Origin of the sequence: Candidatus Anaeroferrophillus wilburensis, assembly GCA_016934315.1 — a bacterium.
Lineage (GTDB): Bacteria > Desulfobacterota > Anaeroferrophillalia > Anaeroferrophillales > Anaeroferrophillaceae > Anaeroferrophillus > Anaeroferrophillus wilburensis.
Genome location: JAFGSY010000030.1, coordinates 75658 through 94578 on the forward strand (window position 1 = coordinate 75658; position 18921 = coordinate 94578).

19 protein-coding genes and 3 tRNA genes are annotated in these 18921 nt (G+C 51.9%); 11 read left to right on the top strand and 11 right to left on the bottom strand.

The window, feature by feature from the left end; translation table 11 throughout:
• Positions 1–6 precede the first annotated feature (6 nt).
• The 4 genes from larC to tyrA are packed head-to-tail and all read left to right on the top strand — an operon-like array spanning position 7 to position 4921.
• The gene (gene larC / locus JXO50_07890; protein MBN2333012.1) at positions 7–1284 is read left to right on the top strand and encodes a nickel pincer cofactor biosynthesis protein LarC; all 1278 of its coding nucleotides are present in this window, start codon (positions 7–9) and stop codon (positions 1282–1284) included.
• The gene (gene fusA, locus JXO50_07895; GenBank protein MBN2333013.1) at positions 1281–3323 is read left to right on the top strand and encodes an elongation factor G; all 2043 of its coding nucleotides are present in this window, start codon (positions 1281–1283) and stop codon (positions 3321–3323) included. The genes larC and fusA overlap by 4 nt, the downstream gene beginning before the upstream one ends.
• A gap of 7 nt (positions 3324–3330) precedes the next feature.
• Positions 3331–3723 carry an FxsA family protein gene (locus JXO50_07900; GenBank protein MBN2333014.1) on the top strand — a complete coding sequence of 131 codons (393 nt, stop codon included), beginning with the start codon at positions 3331–3333 and terminating at the stop codon, positions 3721–3723.
• A gap of 52 nt (positions 3724–3775) precedes the next feature.
• Entirely contained in the window at positions 3776–4921 is a 1146-nt protein-coding gene (gene tyrA, locus JXO50_07905) for a bifunctional chorismate mutase/prephenate dehydrogenase (protein MBN2333015.1), read from the top strand.
• A 42-nt stretch (positions 4922–4963) separates the two neighbouring features.
• Here tyrA and JXO50_07910 read toward each other — a convergent pair whose 3' ends face one another.
• A complete protein-coding gene (locus tag JXO50_07910) occupies positions 4964–5266 on the bottom strand; it encodes an HNH endonuclease (GenBank protein ID MBN2333016.1) in 303 nt (100 codons plus the stop codon).
• Positions 5267–5374: 108 nt separating this feature from the next.
• Positions 5375–6475, bottom strand: coding sequence for a hypothetical protein (locus tag JXO50_07915; protein ID MBN2333017.1), 1101 nt, complete (start codon positions 6473–6475; stop codon positions 5375–5377).
• A 273-nt stretch (positions 6476–6748) separates the two neighbouring features.
• On the opposite strand from JXO50_07915, the gene JXO50_07920 reads away from it, so the two are divergent.
• The 7 genes from JXO50_07920 (at position 6749) to JXO50_07950 (ending at position 11489) form a co-directional block, all read left to right on the top strand.
• The gene (locus JXO50_07920; GenBank protein MBN2333018.1) at positions 6749–7354 is read left to right on the top strand and encodes a hypothetical protein; all 606 of its coding nucleotides are present in this window, start codon (positions 6749–6751) and stop codon (positions 7352–7354) included.
• Positions 7355–7374: 20 nt separating this feature from the next.
• Positions 7375–7638, top strand: coding sequence for a hypothetical protein (locus tag JXO50_07925; GenBank protein MBN2333019.1), 264 nt, complete (start codon positions 7375–7377; stop codon positions 7636–7638).
• Positions 7639–7856: 218 nt separating this feature from the next.
• A complete protein-coding gene (locus JXO50_07930; protein ID MBN2333020.1) occupies positions 7857–8636 on the top strand; it encodes a DUF4198 domain-containing protein in 780 nt (259 codons plus the stop codon).
• Positions 8637–8724: 88 nt separating this feature from the next.
• Positions 8725–9342: a cobalt transporter CbiM gene (gene cbiM / locus JXO50_07935; protein MBN2333021.1), complete on the top strand. Its 618-nt coding sequence runs from the start codon at positions 8725–8727 to the stop codon at positions 9340–9342.
• Positions 9343–9365: 23 nt separating this feature from the next.
• Positions 9366–9977 carry a hypothetical protein gene (locus tag JXO50_07940; GenBank protein MBN2333022.1) on the top strand — a complete coding sequence of 204 codons (612 nt, stop codon included), beginning with the start codon at positions 9366–9368 and terminating at the stop codon, positions 9975–9977.
• A complete protein-coding gene (cbiQ, locus tag JXO50_07945) occupies positions 9974–10744 on the top strand; it encodes a cobalt ECF transporter T component CbiQ (GenBank protein MBN2333023.1) in 771 nt (256 codons plus the stop codon). Before JXO50_07940 ends, cbiQ begins: the two co-directional genes overlap by 4 nt.
• A gap of 19 nt (positions 10745–10763) precedes the next feature.
• On the top strand, positions 10764–11489 hold the full coding sequence (locus JXO50_07950) for an ABC transporter ATP-binding protein (protein ID MBN2333024.1): 726 nt from the start codon (positions 10764–10766) through the stop codon (positions 11487–11489).
• A gap of 67 nt (positions 11490–11556) precedes the next feature.
• Here JXO50_07950 and JXO50_07955 read toward each other — a convergent pair whose 3' ends face one another.
• The 9 genes from JXO50_07955 to rnr form a co-directional block, all read right to left on the bottom strand.
• Complete coding sequence (locus JXO50_07955) at positions 11557–12768, bottom strand: cation diffusion facilitator family transporter (GenBank protein ID MBN2333025.1); 1212 nt, start codon at positions 12766–12768, stop codon at positions 11557–11559.
• A 5-nt stretch (positions 12769–12773) separates the two neighbouring features.
• Positions 12774–13805, bottom strand: a complete 1032-nt coding sequence (locus JXO50_07960; protein ID MBN2333026.1) for an arsenic efflux protein — start codon at positions 13803–13805, stop codon at positions 12774–12776.
• A 242-nt stretch (positions 13806–14047) separates the two neighbouring features.
• Positions 14048–14135, bottom strand: a tRNA-Leu gene (locus tag JXO50_07965).
• Positions 14136–14173: 38 nt separating this feature from the next.
• Positions 14174–14247 (bottom strand) — tRNA-Cys (locus JXO50_07970).
• 44 nt (positions 14248–14291) lie between these two features.
• Positions 14292–14366, bottom strand: a tRNA-Gly gene (locus JXO50_07975).
• 76 nt (positions 14367–14442) lie between these two features.
• Positions 14443–15027 carry a CDP-diacylglycerol--glycerol-3-phosphate 3-phosphatidyltransferase gene (gene pgsA, locus JXO50_07980; protein MBN2333027.1) on the bottom strand — a complete coding sequence of 195 codons (585 nt, stop codon included), beginning with the start codon at positions 15025–15027 and terminating at the stop codon, positions 14443–14445.
• Positions 15027–15320, bottom strand: a complete 294-nt coding sequence (locus JXO50_07985) for an integration host factor subunit beta (protein ID MBN2333028.1) — start codon at positions 15318–15320, stop codon at positions 15027–15029. Before JXO50_07985 ends, pgsA begins: the two co-directional genes overlap by 1 nt.
• Before the next feature lie 202 nt (positions 15321–15522).
• On the bottom strand, positions 15523–16836 hold the full coding sequence (gene der / locus JXO50_07990; GenBank protein ID MBN2333029.1) for a ribosome biogenesis GTPase Der: 1314 nt from the start codon (positions 16834–16836) through the stop codon (positions 15523–15525).
• Positions 16833–18842 carry a ribonuclease R gene (gene rnr, locus JXO50_07995; GenBank protein MBN2333030.1) on the bottom strand — a complete coding sequence of 670 codons (2010 nt, stop codon included), beginning with the start codon at positions 18840–18842 and terminating at the stop codon, positions 16833–16835. The genes der and rnr overlap by 4 nt, the downstream gene beginning before the upstream one ends.
• Positions 18843–18921: the final 79 nt, after the last annotated feature.

The following is an 18921-nucleotide window of genomic DNA, read 5'->3' on the forward strand; positions in this document are numbered from 1 at the left end:
ACCACCATGATGACAGAGCGAATCCTCTTTATTGACTGTTTTTCCGGCGCCAGCGGCGATATGCTGCTTGGGGCGTTTCTGGATCTTGGTTTTCCGGCCGAGATGCTGCGCGCAACCTTGAAGCCTTTCGGCCTGGACACCACTTTCCGGCTGCAGATTGAAAAGGCAGCTCGCCATGGCATCGGTGGCTGCCAGCTCAGCTTCCCACTGATCGCCGGTGAGCAGGCAGCCATTCCCCATCGCACATTTGCTGACATCTGCCATCTCATAGAATCAGCGCCCATTGAGCCGGTTGTTAAAAGCCTGAGTATAAAGATCTTTGCCTTGCTGGCTGAAGCTGAAAGCAGGGTTCACCAGATTGCTCTTGAGAAGGTCCACTTTCATGAGGTTGGCAGTATTGATTCGCTGGCTGATATTCTTGGCATTGCCGCTGCCGTGGAATGGTGCGGTGCCGACCGGATTCTTGCTCCGGCCATTCCACTGGGAACCGGTTTGACGACCTGCCAGCATGGTCATCTGCCGGTGCCGGTGCCGGCGGTGGTTGCCCTGCTGCAAGGAGTGCCGGTCAGGCAGACTGCTATTCCTGCTGAACTGGTAACGCCGACGGGGGCGGCGGTGCTCAAATCCATCGTTGATGAATTTGAGCCGAGCGGCAGACTGACTTGGACTATAGACGCGGTGGGTTATGGCGTCGGTTCCAGGAATTTAGCCCAGCAGCCCAATCTTCTGCGGCTGATGCTCGGCAGCCGGACTATGGGCCACCAGGTCGAAGAGTCCTCCTACGCCAGCGAAACCGTTGTTGGTCTTGAAACATCCATTGACGATATGACCCCTGAGCAGATCAGCTATCTGCAGGGAAAGCTGTTTGCCGCCGGTGCCCTGGATGTGGTTGTTCAGCAGGTGATGATGAAAAAAAATCGTCCCGGAATCACTCTCCAGGTGCTGGCTATGCCCTCTGATGAATCACCTCTGATTGGCTGCCTGTTCCGTCATAGCTCGACCTTGGGAATCAAAAAAATGCCAATCACCCGCTATGTTCTGGAGCGCAGTCAGCAAACAGTCACTACCGCACTGGGACCGGTGCGGGTAAAAACCGGCTGTGACCAGACAGGAGCAATGTTCACCGTCAAACCGGAGTTCGATGATCTGGCAGCCCTGGCAGACAAGCATGATCTTACCTTGTCTGCGGTTGAAGCACAGGTAATGAATTCATTGGCGGAAAGCTCGGCAGAGCAACAGCGTGCACAACCGGTAAACTGCAGCCAACCATCGGGGCAATCATGAAAAAATCACTGCAGCATGTGAGAAATATCGGGATTGCCGCTCATATCGATGCCGGTAAAACGACCATCACCGAACGCATCCTGTTCAGTACGGGAATGACCTATAAAATGGGAGAGGTCCATGAGGGAACCGCCCTGATGGACTGGATGGACCAGGAGCAGCAGCGCGGCATTACCATTACCTCGGCGGCGACCACCTGCAACTGGAAAAACCGTACGATCACCATTATTGATACGCCCGGCCACGTGGATTTCACGGTTGAGGTTGAAAGGAGCTTACGGGTTCTGGATGGTATGGTGGCGGTTTTTTGTGCCGTTGGCGGTGTGGAACCGCAGTCGGAAACCATCTGGCATCAGGCTGATCACTACCGGGTTCCACGGATTGCCTTTATTAACAAGATGGACCGGCTGGGCAGCAATTTTTTTGCGGTCATTGATCAGATGCGAGAAAAACTTGGGACAAAACCGCTGGCCCTGCAGCTTCCGGTTGGCGCAGAGAGTGATTTCCACGGCATCATTGATCTTATATCGATGGAATACCTGCTCTGGGAGAGCAGCGACAACCCCCTTGATTTTTCCCGCCGGCAGATTCCTGATGAACTGCTTGCCGAAGCAAACCAGTGGCGTCAGATGCTCTGGGAACAGGTCGCTGACTACGATGACCAACTGCTGGAAGACTATCTTGAGGGGCGCGAGCTGCCAGCGGCACAGGTAATGCAGACCCTGCGGCGGATGACGATTGACCATGGCTTTGTTCCCGTGCTGTGTGGCAGCGGCCTGAAAAACAAAGGCATTCCGCCGCTTCTTGACGCGGTCATTGACTACCTGCCTGCTCCTGATGACGTTCCTCCCGTCAAGGGTATCGATCCGGCAAGCGATCAGGAGGCAGTACGCCGGCCGGCGGCCGATGAACCTTTCACCGCCCTCCTGTTTAAGGTCGCCATGATGGAAGGCAGACGCCTCTCCTACCTGCGAATTTATGCCGGTACCCTGATCCCGGGACAGAACGTTTATAATCCCCGCCTGCAGCAAACGGAAAAAGCCTCCAGATTATTTCAGATGCAGGCGCATAAAAAAAATCGTCTCAGCACTGCCGGCCCCGGGGACATCATCGGAGTCATGGGTCTCAAACTGAGCATCACCGGAGACACCCTCTGCAGCCCTGAATCACCCCTTCTCCTTGAAGGGATGGAGTTTACCCGGCCGGTCATTTCCGCGGCTATTGAACCGCTCCGCAACAGCGATCAGGACAAACTTTGGGAAACCTTGCAAAAAATGAGCGATGAAGATCCGACATTCAACGTCAAGGCTGATGAAGAAACCGGCCAGTTGGTTATCTCCGGGATGGGCGAACTGCACCTGGAGGTGATCAGCGAGCGTCTTAAAGCGGAATATAATCTGGGGAGCAATCTGGGTAAACCCCAGGTTCTCTACCAGGAAACCATTGCCGCAGCAGCCAGTGCCACGGGTCAGTTTGAACGGGTGGATGAAGAGGAGAAAGAGCGCCAGTTTGCCCGTCTGACCGTTAGTGTTGCCCCCCGTAAGCGGGGCAGCGGCAATGAAATCACCGCGACGGCATGCCTCGACGATCTGTCAGCGCCATTGCGGCAGGCAGTCGATGAGGGCATCGAAGAGTCCATCAGTGCCGGCGGTTCCCAGGGGTATCCACTGGTTGACGTCGCGCTGCACATTGATGCTCTTGAAGGAGAGTCGGGTGATTTTACCAAGGTTGCTTTGAAAGTTGCGGCAGCCAATGCTGTCCGCCAAGCGGTTCAGGAGGCTTCGCCGGTACTCCTGGAACCGATTATGGATGTGGATATTGTTGTGCCAGCGGAGCATGTCGGGGATGTGGTAGGTGACATCAACTCCCGTGGCGGCAAGGTGAACGCCATTGAACATCTTGGCCTGTTAACCACTATCAGCGCCCTGGTGCCTCTCAGACGGTTGTTTGGCTATACCACGGCTCTACGTTCGGCAACCAAAGGAAAAGGAAACTTTACCATGAAATTTTATGCCTACGACAACACCGGCAGCAAGTGAGACGTCTATGTTATTGAAATTGTTTCTGGCATTTACCCTGGTTCCGGTGGTGGAAATTTATTTTCTCATCAAGGCCGGGCAGCTTATTGGCGCTTTCAACACCATTCTCCTAATTATCGGCACCGGCTTTGCCGGCGCCTGGCTTGCCAGGCAGCAGGGGGTCCAGGCCATGTTTCAGGTCCGGGCCAGCCTGCAGCAGGGCATCATGCCGGCCGAGGAGATAATCGATGCCCTGCTTATCCTCATCGCCGGCATCGTCCTGTTGACTCCGGGACTGCTGACCGACTTTGCCGGCTTGCTGCTGCTGATTCCTGCAACCCGCTATCGTTTCAAACGCTATCTCCGGCAAAGATTTGATGAATGGATAGCCACGCACGAAGTACACATCACCCGTTTCTGATCTGGGCAATGATGATGACTTCCTCACAACTTCATCTTCTGCTATTTCCAGGATGATCTCCATGACTTTTTCCGCCGTTGAGCAGAACCTGCAATATCTGCGTGAACAGATCGATGCCATTGATGAACGGCTGGTTGCTTCGCTGACCCAGCGACGGCAGCTGGTGGAACAGGTAGTCCAGCTGAAAAAGAAACACCAGCTGCCGGTATATCATCCGGCAAGGGAAGAAGACCTCATCTCACGCCGACGCGAACAGGGGGCCAGGGAACAGTTGGATCCTGACTACATTGAAGAACTGTTTCGCCTGATTCTGCGTAACTCCAGGGTAAGTCAAAGCTCTCAGATGTCCCGTAAGGGAATTCGTCCTGGCGCGGTTGTCCTGCTGGTGGGCGGTGCCGGTGAAATGGGTCGCTACTTCCATCGCTGGTTTGCAGCGTCCGGCTACGAGGTTCGCATTCTTGATCGCTCTGACTGGGGCAATGCCGCTGTTCTCTGTCAGGATGTTGATCTGGCGGTGGTCGGCGTTCCCATTGAAGCAACAGTTGACGTCATAAACAGCCTTGCGCCCCTGCTGCCGGCCAAAGCTGTTCTGGCAGATATTACCAGCGTTAAAGAATTGCCATTGCAGGCAATGCTGCAAGCCTACCAGGGACCGGTTGTGGGGCTGCATCCCCTTTTTGGCGCAACCACATCAACCATGGACAAGCAGATTGTGGTCGTCACGCAGGGAAGAATGGCGGCGCAATGCCAATGGGTTATCGAACAGTTCCATGTCTGGGGGGCAGTGACCGTCCAGGCATCGGCCAGGGAACACGATGAGATGATGACCATTGTCCAGGCCCTGCGCCATTTCGCCACCTTTACGTTTGGCCGTTTTCTGCACCAGCAGCAGGTTGATATCCGCCGTACGCTGGAGTTCTCCAGCCCCATCTATCGGCTGGAGTTAGGCATGGTCGGCAGACTGTTCGCCCAGGATCCATCCCTGTATGCCGAGATTATTTTTGCCACCCCCGAACGCCTTGATCTGCTGAAATCGTATCTCAGATCGCTCAATGAACAGCTGGAACTGCTTGAAAAGGAAGACAAACAGGCTTTCTGTGATGAATTTCAAAAAATTTCTACCTGGTTCGGGCCTTTCGGCGATCAGGCAATGCGGGAAAGCAGCTACCTGATTGATAAATTAATTGAACGCTTTTAGGGTCTTGGTGCGCGCCGTCAGCGGCAGGGGAGGCGGGTCTTTTCAATCCTGCTGCCGGTCGGGCAGTTGGTCAAGGAGCATCTCCACCGGGGTCAGGTATTTTTTCTGATTGTTGCATGCTTTGCAGCAGGGAACGATATTGCCTTTCGTGCTTTTTCCACCTCGGGACAGGGGAACAACGTGATCCATGGTCAGTTCCTCGGGTGGGAAGTGCCGCCCACAGTAATGGCAGATACCGGCAGCCAGCTTATTCTGCCACCAGGCGGAGCGCCTCAGGTCCCGGGCCTTCTGTTTCTCGCGGGCGATATGCGCCTCATCTTTATCGATCTCAATCCATTCGGTCACAACAGATCACATCCATGCAGGTTGTTACATGACACCTTTTTGAAAAGGTTAGTCTGTATAGCATGAAATTGCTGGTTGAACAACCTGATGTAAAGCTGAAACCACCGGTCAGACAGCCAGATCAATCTCCTGAATGGTTCCGGCAGCACCTTGTTCACAAAGGTAGACGCTGGTGGCACTAACTTTTCCCAGAAGTTCATTAGCACTGTTTTTCAATGCAAAGGGGGTATACTGACCGCCAAGGTAAATCGCCCCAATACCCTTCTTTCCCAAAGCAAAAAGTGAGGAATTTCCTTCCTCGTCATAGGTCCATATACGCAATCGGCTGAAAATAGCATCATTTTCATCGATCCACTGGTTATCATCCTCATCAAAAACTGCAAGATCGGCAAAACCGCTGCCGCTCCTTGGACCAAATAATTCCCCACCATTGTTGATGATGCCGTCCCCATTCCGGTCCAGGGCCAGAAAGCCACTGCCTGGCTTGATGAGGGATATCTGCTCGTCATTGCCATCCAAATCGAGGTCAAAAGCAAATTTTTGTTCACTCAGGCTGACACCCTCATTGGTAAAATTAATGATCAGGGGATCGGTCAGCTTGGCATCACCGGCCCTGATGGATAGATCAATAGTCTGGTGAAATTCCCGCGACATTCTCAGGTCAGCGGAAAAATTCATTTCACGACCATCAGCCGTTTTGATTATTCCTTGAGAAGTAAAAAGCATCTGCTCCTGTTCATGGTGATGCTCATGGTAATCGTATTCCAATCCCCATCCCAGCCTTTCCTCTTCAGCGTTCCGGTCAGCGTTGGCAGACTGAACTGGAACACCGTGATTTTGAGGGAAAGCAACGAATGTTGTGGGAACCTGTAAGGAAATTTTCCTGCCGGTCAGCTGCTCCCAGAGACGTTCAAGGATCATCAGTTTCTGCTGATCTTCAGGACTTATCTCTATACTGAGTTCCCCGCCGGCCGCCGGATACGTGATCTCTTCCGTGGCCCTGCCGGACTGCAGCTGGTGGAAAAGATGTTTTGCCAGGGTGGAAATGCGCAGCTGATCTTTGTTTGCTTTTTGTTCTTCTAGCTGTGGGAGTGGGGCGGCAGGATTGCTGTTGCCATCCTGCCAGAGGTTCAGCCGTTCACTGATATCGTGATTCTCACGCAGTTGGTGGCTGGTAGCTATCGCCACGGACGAGGATTCGATCTTCATCTGCTGCCTCCATGCAATACAACTCTGCCAATACCCTCCTGGATCGGCACATTCTCCTCTATTATCGGCGATCAGGCGGAAAACTTGAGTGCTATTACGGCTGGCATACATTGAAATCATTATCTAACTACCTGAAGATGCTAACTTTATTCTTGACATGAGCGAGAATGGAGCTATACTGACTTCTGGCGAATGAACAGGGAGTTCTTGTTTCATGCAAGATATTTCATGCAGCTCCAGCAGCGGAAAAACCATATCTTCGGAGGTCTCCAGATGAAATTAACAGCCCTGGCCACAGTTTTTCTGGCAATATCCATTGTTTCATGTTGCCAACCAGGTCTGGTTGGTAAGCCACAAGTCTCTGCGGAACAGGTACAATCGTTCAATTTCTATGAACAGGCCACCATGGCCATCTGGGTTTCCGGTGCCGGTACATTATCCTTTTCCGATTCTGAACATGATCAGAACGGCTATGTAAGAAAAATTGACGCTGGCTCTCTTCAGTCCGGCGTTCGGGCCGTCTCAATGATTGAAACCCATCCCCAGATGAAGAACCAAGGTTGGATAGAGGGCCGCTATCCGGAAATAATCCTGGGGGAGGGGCTCTTTTTCCATACCTATGTTGGTTTCCGTCATGGTGCCGATGCCTCAGACGGAGTCTCTTTTCAGGTTTTTGTCCACACCGGCGAAGAGCTCAACCTTGTGGCCAGCCAACGGCTTTTTCCACGACAAGTTAAGAAGCTTGATGCAGATCTTTCACCCTGGGCTGGGAAAAAGGTCCAGATAATCCTGAAGGTTCTGGCGGGAAAGAGCAACAGTCAGGATCAGGCAGTCTGGGTAGACCCTCATTTGGACAATAAACCTTCTCGCGCCGACTGAAAAAGGAGCAGCGGTGGATCATGAGCCGGATTATCATTACCTTTGCCGTTGGCACGCCCACCCGTTGGTTTCGGGAGAACCTGGATGATTTCATCTGGATTCTGGATCGTAATCTGAAAAACAGCAGCCGGGGGGTGGCAGAAGGACGCTATGAAAACGGAATTCTGACGGTCACCGCTACGGGCATTCCGATGCCGGAGGTTCAAGCCTACGTTGATGTTTTTGCTGAAAGCATGCGCAGGCATGGTCAGAAACTGATAGTCAATATCAGTGATGCAGATTGATAACCTGGGAACCTCCGGCCAGCCAAAACCATTTTCGAGTTTTTACCATTGACATGGCAGTCAGTTTGGGTTACTAGTGCGAAAAATCACGGGGAGAACCCCGTAATCTGAAAAGATACTCTTTTCCAACATCATTTTTGCCGGAAAAATACCACGAAGGTACGGGGACCATACAGGTTCTTACCATTCGTGGTTTTTTTTTGCCAAAGGAGGAACAGATGAAAAAGATGACAACCATTCTTCTTTCGACCACCATTGTTTTGTTTACGGCCAGCATCTGCCTGGCCCATTTCGGCATGGTCATTCCCACAGATTCAATGGTTATGCAGGAAGACTTTCGGACAATTACGTTGACGCTCTCTTTTTCCCACCCATTTGAAGGCCAGGGGATGGAACTGGAGATGCCAAAAAAATTTACCCTTGCCACCCATGGCAAAACGTATGATCTTACCACCACGCTGACCAGTACCAAAGTATGGGATCATACCGCCTGGAAAACCGATTACCAGATCAAGCGACCCGGCATCTATCAGTTCTGCCTTGAACCACAGCCCTATTGGGAGCCGGCTGAAGACTGCTTCATTATCCATTACACCAAAACCGTGGTCGCCGCCTTTGGCGATGATGAGGGCTGGGATGCGGAACTTGGCCTGAAAACAGAGATCGTCCCGTTGAGCAAACCGTTTGGCCTCTACACCGGCAATATTTTTCAGGGAATTGTCAAAATGGACGGCAAACCGGTTCCCTACGCCGAAGTTGAAATCGAATTTTACAACCAGGATGGCAAAGCCCTTGCCCCCAGTGACTATATGGTTACCCAGACCATCAAAGCTGACCAGAACGGCGTTTTCACCTATGCGGTTCCCCGGGCCGGCTGGTGGGGTTTTGCGGCATTGAATACGGCGGCCGAGACATTGGTGCATGATGGGCAGGAAAAAGCCATCGAACTGGGTGCCGTTATCTGGGTTGAATTCCATGACTGGCAGGAAAAGCCATGACAAAGAAGCTATGATAAGGAAAGGAAGGCGCTTCCACAGGCAACTCCATGACGTTGGCCATATTCATTTCAGGGCGGGGAAAAATATTATGCATATTTCCGAAGGTGTTCTCTCTGGACCGGTACTGATTTCCGGCATGGCCATAGCGGCCGCTGGAACGGCAATCGGCATCAAGAAGCTAGACCTCGAACATATTGCGCGGGCCGGCGTTTTGTCGGCAGCCTTCTTTGTTGCCTCCCTGATTCATGTGCCGGTTGGTCCGGCCAGCGTTCACCTGATTCTTAACGGCATCATCGGTCTGCTGCTGGGGTGGGGGGCATTTCCGACCATTATGGTGGCGCTACTGCTCCAGGTGGTTTTTTTCCAGTTCGGCGGCCTGACAACCCTTGGGGTTAATACGGTGATCATGGCTCTGCCGGCGGTTGTCTGCTACTACCTCTTCACCCCCCTGATCATGAGAAGACCGGCAATTGCCCTGCCAGCTGCTTTTTTCTGCGGTTTTCTGGCAGTTTTTTTCAGTGCCCTGTTGCTGGGGATCAGTCTCATGTTTACCGAAGAAAACTTTTTCGAAGTGGCTGTCCTGGCAATCTCTGCTCATCTACCGGTGATGGTCATTGAAGGAATCATCACTGTTTTCTGCCTCAATTTTTTGAAAAAAGTCAGCCCTGAACTGCTGTCGGTCAGCAGCTCGGGAGATCGGATGTAGTCATGGATAGCCGCTGCCTCAGAATGTTGGCAATACCGATCTTCGTCCTCCTTTTTTTCGGAACGGCCGAAGCCCATAAGGTGATGGTTTTTGCCTGGATTGAAGGCAACACCATCCATACGGAAAGTAAATTCAGCGGCGGTAAGCTGGTCAAGGAGGGCAAGGTGGAGGTATTTGATGCCGTTGGCTCTCTGCTCTTGACCGGGACCACCGATGATCAGGGAGAGTTTTCCTTTCCCCTGAACAATCTCGGCCCGCTCTCCATTGTTCTGACCGCCGGCATGGGACACCAGGGAAGCTGGACAATCAGCCGGGAAGAGATCAGCGATGCCGGTTTTTCAGCGCCATCCCCGGCTGCCGCCGCTGCCAACCATCAGGAAAGACCGCAGCTTCAGACAGCAGACGTACGAAAATCACTGCCAAACCCGGCCGGGGAACCGATTTCCTGCAGCCAGGAGGAGGTTATTCGACAGGCGGTAGAAAAAGCACTGGATAAAAAGCTGCAGCCGATTCTCAAACAGCTGGCTGCAGCCCAGGAAAAGGGTCCGACGTTCACCGACATCGTCGGCGGAATCGGCTACATTGTCGGCCTCGTTGGCCTGGTCGCCTATCTCCAGGCGCGAAAAAAATCATGATCCAAGAGCCCTTTGCCACCGGCAATTCTCTGATTCACCGCCTCGATCCGCGGGCAAGGGTCGTTGCAGCCAGCGCATTTTCTTTCACCCTGGCCCTGTCTGCCGGCCTCTATACGCTGCTTTCGGGATTACTGATTTCCCTGAGTCTGGTCCTGCTGGCCCGCCTCGATCTTTATAAAGTGTTCCAGCGGCTAACGGTGGTCATGGGTTTTCTGCTGCTACTCTGGTTCATTCTCCCCTGGAGTTATGGCGGACAAACGTTGATCACTATCGGGCCGCTGGCCATCAGCCGACCTGGCGTGGCGTTAAGCATCCAGATCAGCCTCAAATCCACAGCTATCCTGCTGGCCCTCATTGCCTTGATCGGCACCATGACCACAGCCCACCTGGGACAAGCCTTGAACCGGCTGCGGCTGCCGGATAAAATTGTCTACCTTATCTTGCTGACCTATCGTTATATTTTTGTCATAGAACATGAGTATCAACGGCTGCTCAGGGCGGCCCGTATACGAAATTTCAAGCCGGGAACTAATCTGCAGACCTACCGGACCTATGCCTATCTCATGGGGATGTTGTTTGTCCGGGCGGCCGAACGGGCAACCCGGGTCCACCAGGCGATGGTATGCCGGGGCTTTGGGGGAAAATTCCACTCGCTGGAAGAGTTTAAGGGAACCCGCCGGGACTGGATTTTTACCGGGCTGATGGTTGTCATTGTGGGCTCACTGATTGTCATCGAATGGCGGGTTAAACGCTGTTTCACCGGGTAGGGGAGCAAAGGGAAGTTGCATGGTCCAGATACCACTCATTAATCTTAAGCAGATTGCTTTCAGCTATCCCGGCCAGCCGCCAATCTTCAAGGATCTGGAACTGCTGCTTGGTCCGGGAGAGCGGATTGGTCTGTCCGCCCCCAACGGCAGCGGCAAAACCACCTTGTTCCACCTGATTATGGGCTTGCTGCAGCCGACCTCCGGCACCATTGAAATTTTCGGCAAGCACATTGTCACGGGAGACGATTTTTTCACCGTCCGGCGAAAAATCGGCCTGCTGTTTCAGGATGCCGATGATCAGCTGTTCAGCCCTACGGTGATCGAAGATGTGGCCTTTGGTCCATTGAATCTTGGCCATTCTCCGGAAGCCGCCCGGGAGATATCTTTGCGTACCCTGAAATTTCTTGGCTTGGAAAAATTAGCTGACCGGGTAACTTTTAAGCTCTCAGGCGGCGAAAAAAAATTGGTTTCACTGGCCACTGTACTGGCTATGGAGCCGGAGGTCCTGCTCCTTGATGAGCCCACATCCGGTCTTGACAGGGATACCAAAAGCAGACTGATTGACATCTTAAACGATCTGGCTCTCCCGTCGATCATCATTTCCCATGAGTTTGACTTCCTCAGTTCCACCGTCGAACATATCTATACGATGGATGGCGGCAGAATTCTTTTTGATGAAGAGCTCCACATCCACCATCATGAGCATGCACATCGCCTGGGGAAACAACCCCACAAACATATTTGAGTACCCCAAAAAGCCAGGCGGTTTACCGCCCAGTCCTGATTGCCGTCGCCCGACAAATCATCACCAATCAACCAGTGCAGTCAGCGTCGGCTGGACCGTGTAATTCTGCCTTTATGCGGGTTAAAGCAGTCTCGGCATCCTTGTCCGCAATCACCAGAATTTCAGTGTCGGCATTACCCAGCACAAACCCCGGTCCTTTGCCGGCCAGATCATGGCGTACAAGAATGATTTCCAGCCCCTGCTCCAGCAGCCAGTTGGCCACTTTGATGCCTTTGCCTTTTTCTTCGAGAATATAAGGATTCTGCAGGATGGTATCGGCGACCACCGAACCATCCAGGGGAAGGAAGGTAGTAAGCCGGAAAAATGGGGCCTCACCAAAATGTTCCGAAATCAGCTGGCGGTTCTCTTCAAGAGGAACACCAAGGATGAGATAATCTTTGTGCCAGGGCTGATAATGAATAATGACATGATCCACATGTGCCAGTTCCATCATTATCCGCTGTTTGATCTCTTCTGAGACCCTGTACCCACGTTCCAGTTCCTTAACACGCAAAACCAGATCCAGCTCGACAAACTTATAGCGGCCGGCGTTGCGGGCTCGAAGTTCGTTAACCTTTATGACCCTTGGGTCAGCGATGGCAATCTCGCGGACCCGATTCATGCTGTCGTGGTCGAGGGAGGCATCAAGCAAAACCCTTATGGCATCAAGGAGGATCAGAAATGCCGCCCGGGCAATGAAGGCAACGACAATGAGGGCGGCATAGCGATCGACGGCAAAGCCGGCGATACTGCCAAGCAGAGAGGTCAGAATGACCATTGACGAGAGCATATCGCTCCAGATGTGCCGGGCATCGGCGACCAGACTGGGGGATCCAGTTTCCAGACCTTTTTTCAGTTCATAACGGGAAAAAAGCCAGGTAATCAGAATGGTAGCGGTAATACCGGCGGCGGCAAGGGGGATATTGGCTGCCAGCAAGCGGGGAGGAGCGGTGAAGACTTCCAAGACTATTTCATAACCGGCAAAAAATATCAAAAAAGAGGTTGCCAGGGCAACCAGGTTTTCCACCTTGTATAAACCATAGGGAAAGCTGCGGCTGGAGCGCTTGGAAATCTTGATGCCGAGCAGAATGATGCTGGATGATGCCACATCGGCAAGTGAATGGATGGCGTCAGCCTTGATCGCCAGGCTGCCTGAAGCATAAACCAGCAAAATCTTGATGCCCACCAGCAGAACGTTGGTCAGAATTGAATAAACGGCGGTTTTTTCTGAACTTTCCATAGGGATTACCAGCCAATGGCATAACCGATCAGACCGACAAGGAAACCGATAAGGCAATTAATGCCCTTAATTCGAAAAAAATCTAGGCGGGAATGGGCCAGCAACGGCAGCATGCCGTGACCATCCTGGACGATTGAGTTGGCAAGAAGAATACTGAAAGGGATTGCCCCCTGACTGTAGAGGGTGAGAAAAATCAGGTGGGGTCCCGATTCGGGGACCAGTCCCACAAGGCAGGCGGCAAGCACCAGGAGAAGCTGATTTTCCTGCATCCAGCCGGCAAGATGAAGGTGATCAATCAGCAGATGCATGCCCAGCAGGGCGCCGAAAGTCCACAGGAACACCCGTGGCACATGGACTATTGCCACATGCTGCCACAGATGTTCTTCAAGGAAATGATCAGGAACGGTGGCGACAATAAACAGTCCGAGATTTGCGGTAATCAGCAGGGTTGTTTTAATCCAGTTCCAGACCGGCGGGCCCAGCTGCCCACTGAGCAGTCCGAAATCAAAGAGAAGCAGAGTCAAAATCAGGACGCCGCGGGCGAGAGTACAATGCCGCCACTGATTCAGTATCTGGCCGGAAGGAAAACAGTGACAGGCATCCTCTTCATGGAGGGGGAACTGATGACCTGCGACATGCTCACCGGTAGTCCTGGCGCTGACCAGCCAATCGGTCAGAATACCGGCGGCAGCACCGATCAACATCAACAGAAGGAAAATACGAATGGCTGTCCGGGGAATCATCGACAGCATGACAAAGGACTCATCACCGCTGGTGGCAACCATTGCCGCCACCACCGCCCCCAGGGAAACCACTTGGTGAGAATAGAGCGAAACAACCGCGAAGGCCCCCAGACATCCCGGAGTCGCTCCCAGACATGATGCCAGCAGATACTGCTTCCACCGGCTGCCCCGCAGGCCCTGCTGCCATACTCCGGAGGTCAGGACGTTGAGATATTCAATTACCAGCATCATGACAAAGACAAAGCCGGTAATCATCAAGGCATGGGTCAGGCTTTCACGAACGAGAGCAATCATAGGCTCATCATAAGGTACACACGTTATTCAGCAGCAACAGGTTAGTTTACTCCGACGGCTATCATGCTGTGTCCTAGAGGGATTATAATAAAGGGAAGGGGGGATGTCAAAATACAGTGTGACAAATGAAACGATCAACGGGGGGAAACTACCCATTTCAGCCAGAAAAAGCACACGATCAAGAAGTATTGTTGAAATGAAAAAGGCCTCCAGCAAATCGTTGCCGGAAGCCATATTTTTCTTGGTGCCTGGAGCCGGAATCGAACCGGCACGGTGTATAACACCGAGGGATTTTAAGTCCCTTGCGTCTACCTATTCCGCCATCCAGGCATTGTTACTCTGCCGGAAACTATGGTGGGAAAGGAAGCTGGAGGCGCCACCCGGATTCGAACCGGGGATGGAGGTTTTGCAGACCTCTGCCTTACCACTTGGCGATGGCGCCACCATAAAAAAATCAGCACCAAGATGCTGATCAGTCTCTGATACTGGAGCGGGAAACGGGATTCGAACCCGCGACTTCAACCTTGGCAAGGTTGCACTCTACCACTGAGTTATTCCCGCCCATGACTGTTAAATTCCCGACGTTTCTAAAATACTTTTGCTCAAAAGTCAACAGAAAAAAGACCGGGAAGGGAATTTATTCTCCTGTGATACTGAGGTAAGGAAGGGCGGCCTTGAAGTAGGCATAACCGGTCCATAAGGTCAGCCCGAGAGCCAGCCAGATAAATACCATCCCGACACTATGGGCGTTAATGGCAAAGAGGGGATAGTGGATGGTCAGGGCGACAATGGCAACAATCTGAAAAACGGTCTTATATTTGGCCGACGGACTGGCAGCTATAACCACCCCCTGCTCGGCGACCACCGCCCGCAGACCGGTAACGGCAAATTCCCGGCACAGGATAAGGCAGACCATCCAGGCCGGTGCTCTTCCAAGGAAGACCAGCATAACCATGGTGGTAACAATTAAAACCTTATCGGCCACCGGATCGAGCAGTTTGCCAAAAGCGGTAATCACCTGATATTTGCGGGCCAGATATCCGTCCAGGCCATCGGTGATGGCGGCGGCGACAATCAGCAAGGCGGTAAAAAAATTGATGAATCGACCATCGAAGGAAAGCAGGATAATCAGCAGGGGAACAACCGCAATCCGAGAAAACGTCAAAACATTAGGAAGGTTTTCCTTCTTTTGCAGAAATTGGCGTATCGTATTTGCGGCCATCAGGGTTTCGCTAGAAACTTTTTGTTGATCTTTTCTTTCAGCTCTTTGCCGACTTTAAAGAAGGGGAGTTTTTTAGGAGGAACCTCAATGGAATCGCCGGTTTTTGGGTTGCGTCCGGTATAGGCCTGATAGTGCTCAATATGAAAACTGCCAAAGCCGCGCAACTCAATCCGTTCGTCTTCAATGAGGGCTGTCTTCATTGAATCAACGACCAAATTGACAATGGTTTCTGCGACATTGTAATTCAAATTTGCCTGGACAGCAAGTTCCTCAATCATCTCTGATTTATTCATGCCAACACCTGAAGATATTTAACTAATTATCCTGACCAGTTAAAGAATGACACCTATGGATGTTCCATTGTTATAGAACATGATTTTATTAAACCAAACAGAGAATCTAATATCGATTTTGTTCCCGGGTGTCAAGAAAAAAAAGAAGGAATTTGCATATTTATTGTGCAAAGATAATTTTTTTACTGCACCACAAAGAATATCAGCGTTTCCTGAAGTATATTCTTAAGGGTATTCCTTCAAATTCCAAATAATCAACGAGTTTTTTCTTGAGATAACGGATATAACTGGGTTCAATCCCTTTAATGGTATTACAGAAAACAACAAACGCCGGTGGAATGCTTGCCAGTTGGGTAATATAATAAAACTTTAGGGGATGCCGGTAGATCAGGGGATGCTGGTGCTCTTCAGTTATCCTTTTCAGCGTCCGGTTCAGGATGCCGGTGGTTATCCGTTTATGCAATTGATGATCAAGCGCTTCGATCAGGGGAAAAATCTTGTTTATTCCCTGTTTCTTCAGTACTGAAATTCTGATGGCGTGAGGACGGTAAATAAACGAGAAACGGTCAGTAAGAAGGTCGAACATTTTTTTCTGGTTAAACTCCGCACCGGAAATCAGGTCAATCTTGTTGAACAGGAAAATAATCACTTTCCCCTTTTCATGGGCCAGTGAGGCAATCTTGAGATCCTGGTCGGTAATCCCGGCCGTAGCATCGATCATCAACAGGACAATCTGGGCATAATCAACACTGCGCATGGTGGCAACGGTGGCAAAGCTTTCCACCTGATCATGAACCCTGGCTTTCCGCCGCAAGCCGGCTGTATCAAAAAAGAGATAATGCCGGCCATGAAAATCCAGCGGAACTTCAATGGAATCCATGGTGGTACCGGGCTGATCATTGGTAACCAGCCGCTTTTCACCGATCAGTTGATTCAGTAGTGAGGATTTACCTACATTCGGCTTGCCGATCACCGCAATCCTCAGTGGCTGACCTTCGGCCTCTGCCACCTCCGGTTCACTTTCGGGCAGAACTGCCGTAACTGCTTCCAGCAGGTCATTAATGCCTAGGCCATGGGCCGCTGACACCTCGTAGAGAGTTTCCATGCCCAGGCGGTAAAAATCAACACTGGCGGCCTGGTCACGGTGGGATTCAACTTTATTAACGACCCAGAAAACCTTTTTTCTGCTCTTGCGAAGATACAGCGCCAGCCGTTCATCATCGGCGGTAACCCCATCCTTGCCGTCCAGCAGAAAAATAATCGCATCAGCCTCATCTACCGCCAGCATGCTTTGCCGGGTAATGTCAGTCTGCATGCCGGTATCATAATCCAGCACCATGCCGCCAGTATCGACAAGCAGAAACTCCCTGCCATCCCAGCTGGCATCGGCAAAAATGCGATCCCGGGTAACTCCGGGGGTATCCGCAGCAATTGCTTTTTTCTTTTTCACCAGCCGATTGAAGAGGGTCGATTTGCCGACGTTAGGCCGGCCAATAATGGCAATACATGGTTTCATCTCTTGCGTCCAGTGGGGGTGGAAAAAGGTTTATGCCGGCGTTTTCGCTGGCGGCCGGCAGGACGCTGAACTCCATTCGGCCTGCAACCAGGCAACTGCAGATCAAGGCGACAGGCAATCGGATCAATCCGGTCAACAGCAACCGGCAAAAGATCGCCGAGGGTGTAGGTTTTACCGCTCTGTTCGCCAACCACCTGCATGCGGTTATCGTGACGCTGGTAATAATCATCCATCAATCGGAAAGGCAGCAGACCATCCACCAAAATATCTGACAGGGTTATAAACAGTCCGGCATCACTGATGCCGGAAATAATGCCAGTCAACGGCTCAGCATGATGGGTTTCAAGATAGAAGAGCTTTTTCAATTTTAGTGCAGTTCGTTCCGCCTCGACTGCCAAACGCTCACGGTCAGAAAGATAATCACCCGCCTGGGCCAGATCAGCAACCTCAGCGGCGGCACCTTCAAGTTTTGGCCATAGCCGTGCTTTCAGCACCCGGTGAACCATCAGGTCAGGATAACGCCTGATGGGGGAGGTGAAATGGGTATAACAGGACAGCGCCAGACCGAAATGGCCGCTGTTAACGGGGCTGTATCGTGCCCTCTGCATAACCTGCAGCAATAAGGTGTTGATGACCGGGGCAGCCGACCGCTGCTCCGCCTGCACCAGGAGTTCCTGAAATGCCCGCGGGTGCGCAGAACGCCAGCCTTTAACAGATAATCCAAAACATTTCAAGGTTTCTGTCAACTGGGTAATCCTTTTGGGGTCGGGCACCTCATGAATACGGTAAAGCAGGGGACAATCAAGCCAGGCAAGGTGGGTGGCAACCGCGTTATTGGCAGCCAGCATGAATTCTTCAATAATCCGGTGAGCAATGGTCCGGCTGGCAGGCTCGATAGTATCGACATTTCCCTCTTGATCAAAGAGTATTGCCGCCTCCGGCAGGTCGAAATCGATGCTTCCCCTTTGCATGCGACGTGCCTGCAAAAGCTGGCTCAATTGTTTCATCTGCTGCAGATCCGGCAATATCTGCCGTAGTCTGGTGGGCAATTTCCCGGTCTTTTGATCTCCTTCCAACAGGCCGGTAACCAGGTTATAGGTCAAACGGGCCTTGCTGTTAATTACCGAGGGACAAAAATGTTCATTGAGCTGCCTGCCGGCAGCATCAAATTCCATAATCGCCGTGACCGTCAGTCTGTCCTGTCCAGGTTTCAGGCTGCAGATGCCATTTGACAGTTCCTCCGGCAGCATGGGAATGCAGTAACCGGGGAAATAGATGCTGGTTCCCCGGCGGTATGCCTCCTGGTCGAGAATCGATTCCGGCCTGACATAGTGACTTACGTCGGCTATGCTGACATAGAGACGGAAACCGCCGGCGGCCAGCCGGTCAATTGCCACTGCATCATCAAAATCCCTGGCCTGGGCACCATCAATGGTAAAAAAATGTTTCTGCCGCAGATCGGTTCTATTCTTCAGCTCCTTCCTGCCCACCGGCACCGCAAGAGCTTTGGCCAGCTGCCGTGCACCACGGGGAAAGCGGCTCGGAAGCCGGTAATGGTAACTGACAACTTTACCATCTACTCCCGGCGCCCGAAACATTCCCAATGAACGAATCACCTTTGCTGTACCGGGGGTCGTATAGGACGGATAGCAATCGATGCGGGCGATAACCGCTTCACCCTCGGCAACCAGCCCCTTATCACCCTCGGCAATCATGAAGTGGTCAACTTCAGGCCGGGCAAAAGGAACCAGCAGCAAATTTCCCCGGGAGAGAACAACAATCCCGACAAAAGAACTTAAAGACCGACTCAATACCTTCACCGGCAGCACCTGCAGCCGGCCCCGGCGATCGGCACGGATGTGGGCAGTTAGTCGATCTCCATCCATGAATCGGTATTTCAACTGGGTGTGATAGGAGAGGGCAAGGGGCAGCGCCTCAGAAGAATCTCTAATAAATGATGCCCTGCCATGCCTAACGCTGATGGTTCCTGCTATAGTTTGTTGCATGGGACTGATAATAACAAATTATCGTTTTTTTGCAATCACTTGCAGTAAAATAATGGGTATGGTAGAAAAAATATCTGAT

Excerpts from the sequence above, each read along its gene's own strand:
- cbiQ (MBN2333023.1), top strand. The coding sequence starts at position 9,974 with ATGATCCAAGAGCCCTTTGCCACCGGCAATTCTCTGATTCACCGCCTC.
- JXO50_07900 (MBN2333014.1), top strand. The coding sequence starts at position 3,331 with ATGTTATTGAAATTGTTTCTGGCATTTACCCTGGTTCCGGTGGTGGAA.
- JXO50_07925 (MBN2333019.1), top strand. The coding sequence starts at position 7,375 with ATGAGCCGGATTATCATTACCTTTGCCGTTGGCACGCCCACCCGTTGG.
- JXO50_07985 (MBN2333028.1), bottom strand. The coding sequence starts at position 15,320 with ATGAATAAATCAGAGATGATTGAGGAACTTGCTGTCCAGGCAAATTTG.
- rnr (MBN2333030.1), bottom strand. The coding sequence starts at position 18,842 with ATGCAACAAACTATAGCAGGAACCATCAGCGTTAGGCATGGCAGGGCA.
- JXO50_07940 (MBN2333022.1), top strand. The coding sequence starts at position 9,366 with ATGTTGGCAATACCGATCTTCGTCCTCCTTTTTTTCGGAACGGCCGAA.
- pgsA (MBN2333027.1), bottom strand. The coding sequence starts at position 15,027 with ATGGCCGCAAATACGATACGCCAATTTCTGCAAAAGAAGGAAAACCTT.
- tyrA (MBN2333015.1), top strand. The coding sequence starts at position 3,776 with ATGATCTCCATGACTTTTTCCGCCGTTGAGCAGAACCTGCAATATCTG.
- JXO50_07960 (MBN2333026.1), bottom strand. The coding sequence starts at position 13,805 with ATGATTGCTCTCGTTCGTGAAAGCCTGACCCATGCCTTGATGATTACC.
- larC (MBN2333012.1), top strand. The coding sequence starts at position 7 with ATGATGACAGAGCGAATCCTCTTTATTGACTGTTTTTCCGGCGCCAGC.
- JXO50_07950 (MBN2333024.1), top strand. The coding sequence starts at position 10,764 with ATGGTCCAGATACCACTCATTAATCTTAAGCAGATTGCTTTCAGCTAT.
- fusA (MBN2333013.1), top strand. The coding sequence starts at position 1,281 with ATGAAAAAATCACTGCAGCATGTGAGAAATATCGGGATTGCCGCTCAT.
- cbiM (MBN2333021.1), top strand. The coding sequence starts at position 8,725 with ATGCATATTTCCGAAGGTGTTCTCTCTGGACCGGTACTGATTTCCGGC.
- JXO50_07955 (MBN2333025.1), bottom strand. The coding sequence starts at position 12,768 with ATGGAAAGTTCAGAAAAAACCGCCGTTTATTCAATTCTGACCAACGTT.
- JXO50_07920 (MBN2333018.1), top strand. The coding sequence starts at position 6,749 with ATGAAATTAACAGCCCTGGCCACAGTTTTTCTGGCAATATCCATTGTT.
- der (MBN2333029.1), bottom strand. The coding sequence starts at position 16,836 with ATGAAACCATGTATTGCCATTATTGGCCGGCCTAACGTCGGCAAATCG.
- JXO50_07930 (MBN2333020.1), top strand. The coding sequence starts at position 7,857 with ATGAAAAAGATGACAACCATTCTTCTTTCGACCACCATTGTTTTGTTT.
- JXO50_07915 (MBN2333017.1), bottom strand. The coding sequence starts at position 6,475 with ATGAAGATCGAATCCTCGTCCGTGGCGATAGCTACCAGCCACCAACTG.